Annotated in this window: 3 protein-coding genes; 1 reads left to right on the forward strand and 2 read right to left on the reverse strand. The window is 45.1% G+C overall.

The features are described 5' to 3' along the window. The coding region (locus CBI30_RS10845) for a beta strand repeat-containing protein (RefSeq protein ID WP_143744399.1) at nucleotides 1–3,102 on the reverse strand (3,102 nt) is incomplete at its 3' end. Beyond that, complete coding sequence (locus CBI30_RS10850) at nucleotides 3,099–4,808, reverse strand: ShlB/FhaC/HecB family hemolysin secretion/activation protein (RefSeq protein WP_088528310.1); 1,710 nt, start codon at nucleotides 4,806–4,808, stop codon at nucleotides 3,099–3,101. The genes CBI30_RS10845 and CBI30_RS10850, both read right to left, overlap by 4 nt. Before the next feature lie 342 nt (nucleotides 4,809–5,150). Here CBI30_RS10850 and CBI30_RS10855 point away from each other — a divergent pair. Next, nucleotides 5,151–5,529 (forward strand): helix-turn-helix domain-containing protein (locus tag CBI30_RS10855; RefSeq protein WP_143744400.1); only part of this gene is annotated, 379 nt, incomplete at its 3' end.

Below are 5,529 nucleotides of genomic sequence, written 5' to 3' on the forward strand. Positions count from 1 at the left end.
AGCGCTAGAAGCAGAACCAGTAGAGGTGTAAGTCGGAGCAGAAGTAGTGTCACCGTTTACCAAGCCAACTACAGTGCTTGAGAAAGTCGGTAAAGCTGCACCATAAACCTTAGTAGAAGCATCGGTAGTTACGCTCAAAGCGGCAGGAGTGATGTTCAAAGTACCGTTAGCGTAGGTAAACACATAGTTGCCAGAAGCCAAGTTACCTGGAGTAGCAACCAATACTGAGCCACCAACTCCGCTGGCTACTGTAGTCGTTGTAGTTGGTGTCGCTGAGCCTGTTACGACTGAAATGTTCTCACCGTTTTTATAGCCAGTGATGGTATTAGACAGGGTTGGAGTTGCTGCACCGTAAACCTTAGTTGCGTTATTGGCAGTTACAGTCAATGTAGCTGGAGTAACGCTCAAAGTACCCGTCTTATAAACATAATTATATTTCTGGCTTCCGGTATATCCCGAAACGCTAATCACGCTTGTTCCTACATCTGTTAATGCTGGGATTGTATAAACCAACGTACCAACTGGATTAACTACTGGAGCTGAGAATGTTGATGTACCAGTACCGCTAAATGCAAGACCGTTATATATCTGAGACATATTGTCAGGGGTAACATAAACAGTCGTTGCCAAAGGAATCAAATAAGGGGTAGAGCCATCTGCAGGGACATAATAGTTACTAGAGAGACTGCCATAAGGTGTGTTGTAAGAAGATGGAAGTATTGTTGCACCAGGAACCACGCCAGTAGAAAAGCTATCAGTAATAAATGTTTGATCTCCACCACCAATAAGGCCGGATATGCCTGATGCGCCACCAACAGTGCCAGTAGCGTAAGTGGATGTAACGGTGCCGGAAGTTTTAGCACCGACTAAACCGCCTACATTAGCCGCGCCAGTAACATTACCAGTTGCATAAGCTATACCAAGGGTTCCAGAAGTATAGTAACCAACTAACCCACCCGTATTGGCTGCGCCATTAACATTGCCTGTGGCATAAACATTCTTCACTGTGCCCGAGCTATATTGACCTACCAAGCCGCCAGTGTTTGCGCCGCCATCTACATTTCCTGTTGCATAACTATTGGCTATAGAACCAGTACTCATAAAACCTAACAAACCACCAAACGAGTCTCCACCACCTGTAACAGCACCAGTCGCGTAACTCCCGTAAATGGCACCAATCGCCATTTCGCCCACTAAACCACCGCTATGAGCACCACCGATTACGTTGCCCGTTGCATAACTGTTTCTAACAACAACAGCAGCGCCTTCACCTAATAAGAAACCAGATTGAGCACTAGATGGGGTTGCACCACCAAACGCGCGTCCAACAGTGCCTCCAATTAAGCCAATATTTTCGATTAGATTAGGAGCAGTTCCCACTGAGCCAATAAAACCTACTGCCGCCGCACTCGTTACGGGGGTTACATATAAGTTAGAAATGGTATTACCAAGACCTTCAAAATGACCATTTAATGGTGCGGCAACTGAACCAACAGGGATAAACCCAGCATAAAATCCACTAGGAATATCCAAATTCCAAGTTGCAGTCGCGGATGCATCAAGGGATGCTCCGAGTGCGTAGTTAAGATTCAGATTGGCATTGATATTTTGTACTTGCGCCAAGGTATTAACAACTGTGTAGCCAAGGCCATTAATCGTTAAGTAGCCAGCACCAGACTGAGTAAATGTGGTTGAGCCATAAAATCCAGCACTGTTCAGCCCGTAGTTAAGACCAACCTCTGGAGCGGCAGGATTTGCAGCGGCTGTATTAATAGCTAAGCTACCTGTGCCAGAAACTGCAAGCTGTGCATTTACATTCACACTTTTTGTTGCAGTCAAAACTAGCTGATTGTTGTTCCAAGTAATGTTGTCATTAACGTCTACATTACCGCTTGTATTTGTTGGGTTTGTCCCATTAGTAGAAGCAATCGTAACAATACCATTGGTGGTAAGAGCGCTCGTTACTTGAGCACCTGTCATATCGCCGCCTGTGGCAGCAATTACATATCCGTCTGGATCTAAAGTCCAGCTACCCGATGTGCCATTTTTAGCCAAGGTATTAACTGAAGCTGTTTCCGCTACATCAACATGAGCACCTGAAGTATCAACCTGTCCGCCATTACCACCTAAATCACCGCCTTTAGCAGTAATCGTGCCAGTCACATTGGTTTTGCTATTGGAGTTTGTTAAATCAGCAATGATGTCAACTTTACCGCCATTACCTACGCTGTTTGGTGCGGCATCAGCCTTAATGACGCCGCCAACATTGATCGTTGAAGAAGCTGTTAAGCGAATCACGCCTCCACTATTTGTCATTCCTGTTGCATCTAGAACACCTGTATTGCCGATCACCCCACCTTGAATTTGGTGTGCTGCCTGAGCAGACAGAATAATCAAGCCACCTGGTGCATAAATCGCGTTACCGTTGGATACAAAAGCATCCACAGCAGAGGCAGATACTTGAACGTTAGAGAGTGTGTTGCCGGCAAACTGAAGCTCGTAAACATTACCGGCCGCCAAAGCTACTGTACCCATCTGAGCAATCACAACCCCGTTATTAATTACGGAGGGAGCTAAAAGGGCAATATAGCCACCCAAAGCAGCCGTTAAATTACCATCATTGATAATTGAACCAGTAGCACCACCAGCAGAAAAAGTGCTTAAACCTGCCATAAAGTCAGCAGTACTGATATTGGCTGTAGTGGCCAAGAATGAACCTACGTTCACACTCGCACTAGGAGCAAAGTAAACCCCGTTAGGATTCACTAAGAAAACCTGTCCATTGGCATTTACCTTGCCAAAGATTTGACTGGCATTAGTATCCAGAACACGATTTAAAAGAACACTGGAAGCATTAGGCTGGGCAATATTGACTGTTGCAGCAGAGCCCACATTGAAAGTCTGCCAGTTAATCGCCGCTCTAGGAGTGGCTTGGTTGATCTGCATGACCGCACCAGCTTGGCTAACCGTCGCTGCACCACCAACAACTGCAGAGCCTGTAGGAAGTTGAGTGGCGACAGGAGGTGCTGCATACACTGAGGATGCAAGTAGCGTAATGAACGTCGATACTTTAAGTGAATTTTTATGTCTATTGATCTTCAAAATGCAATGCTCCCCATAAACCAAAATTGACTACTTCCATTGGTGCCGTCTTGATAGCCGCCAATAGAGGTGGGATTGGGATTAGCCCCAATACGTTTAGCCCAAATAGTTTTTAAATCGATATTTGAGGCCGGTTTCCAGCCCAGAGATAAACCGGCACCCTTCATGGCATAACTATTAATAGTGCTGGCACCATTAATGCTGTTATTAGCATTTTGTTGGACATGCCCATAGTCATAGAACAAAGCAGCTACAACGTTCTCAGGGAATTTCTGACGCAATTCAACAGTAGCTAATTGACCTTGGCTACCCGCGCCTTCATTCGTGGGGTAGGCCCTCACCCCATAGGCGCCACCCAGGTAAAACATTTCTGATGAATCTAAATTTTGGTTAGTGGCCTGACCTGTAAGACTGGCGAATAGAGATAAGTCATCAATAATGTTTTGTGTACGAGCTGCGCTGTAGCGTAGTTTAGTAAAGCTTCCTTGTGCCCCGGTGCTGTTTGCCACATAAGACTGGCTTGGAGAACCATCAAGATTTACGCTACCTGTTACTAAAGTTAAACTGCCTTGGTTACCACCGCCGCCTGCAAGGCTATCAAAAGAATTGCCATAAACGGTCGCAGAGTAATCCATCACGTTGTATTGACTAACTAAGGTACCAGAATAACTATTGCTAAATTGGCGGTAGTCGGCATTGGCACCAACATACAAGTTGGCCGTTCTTGATCTGATTAGTGGGTAGTTTGCTTCTAAACCAGCAGTTTGAGCTGTACCAAAGCCACCATAAGAAGCAAAAGAGCCTGATACGAGCTTGTAATCAAGGGTTGATGCATTCACACCAACCCGTACACCATCGTTACCTACTGGCACGGTGTAACTTAAACGACCATAGTTACTTCCCTCAGAATATAAGTAGGTTGCCGACAATAAATCGCCCACACCTAGAGGACTATTAATTCCGAGGTTTCCTAAGACGCGGTATGCCCCTATGGAAGTGGGTCCCGTATTATCGGCCTGGGCATTTCCAAAGACCAATGGCTCATCAGCCACTCTAGCAATTAGATCGGTAGTTAGTGCTGTCGAGCCTTGCGCTAAAACGCCGCCAACAGTGACGCCAGGCAAGTCATCTGACAACAAAATTCCTCGATCTAATCGAGACACCTCTACCAGCTGACCGCTAGTTTGCGCAGCGTTCATGATGTCAATTATCTGCTGAGGCTTTACACGTGTAATAGCGCCTTCAATCTTGGTGATACCAAATATTGATTCTTCGATCTGAATTGTTAGAACGCCATTATTTATATCTTGGGGTGGAATGACTACCCGAGCAATAGCACCAGAATTACGATAGGCGACCTCAATTGCAGAAGCCAATACTTGTAACTGACCAAAATCAATCAACTTATTGAGATAAGGCTCAATAAGTGACTCAATCTGAGAATTTGAAAGTACGGTGTTACCAGTGAACTTGACGGCCTTGAGTACAAAACTAATGCCACCAGTTGCCTTTTTTTCAGGCTCAGGAATTAACTTAGGGGCAGCCTTTTGCGGCAAAGGATTCTGACGCAACTCTTGGTCGATATTTTGCTGAAATGATCCCGCACTCGGCACTTGGGCCTGGGCAGAGGGGATGGCTATCAAAGCGTAGCCGAGCACCAAACAGAATCGAACCCGATCTTGTGAGGTTTGGAAAGTAACTAACATAGTGCTAATAAAAATATGAAACCATTGTTTATTGGATGACCCACCGTAGCTAACTACAGCTTTGAGCGCAGGTAGGGATTGATTACTCCATCAGTCTTGAAAGATATCAAGGGCATAAAATTACGAAAAATTTATAGCCTTAAATAGAGTTTTTCTAATGTAACTAGATATTTAATTAAATGAACAACTTATAGTTGTGATTCTATAAAAACCAGTGTTTTAAATTAAAATTGGTTCCTGATGTATTGGCGGATTCAACTACGAAGTGCAACTTTGATAAACGCCTAGTGGCTAAGGATGTTTTAGTATCCAAAGCTTCTAGACCTGCAAGTCAAAGTAGCCATGACCTATCAACACCTTAGCCAAACTGAACGATATCAGATTTATATCCTCATGAAAGACGGAAAAACCCAAACCCAGATTGCAAAGCTGATGGATAGACATAAGTCGACCATTAGCCGTGAGCTTGCTCGCAATACGGGAGGTAAGGGTTATCGACCTAGGCAAGCCTGTCTCTTGACGCAAGAACGATCCTTAGGCTCTCGCAACGCTACCCAGATTGCTGCTACCGACTGGAGCAAGGCAGTTGATTGCCTCTTAGACAAGTGGAGCCCAGTCCAAATTGCCAATCAAGTAGGCATTAGCCATGAGACGATTTACCGCCATGTCTATGCGGATAAAGCGGCTGGCGGTAGCCTATATCAACAGCTGCGCTGCCAAA

Source organism: Polynucleobacter aenigmaticus (assembly GCF_002206635.1).
Classification (GTDB): Bacteria; Pseudomonadota; Gammaproteobacteria; order Burkholderiales; family Burkholderiaceae; genus Polynucleobacter; species Polynucleobacter aenigmaticus.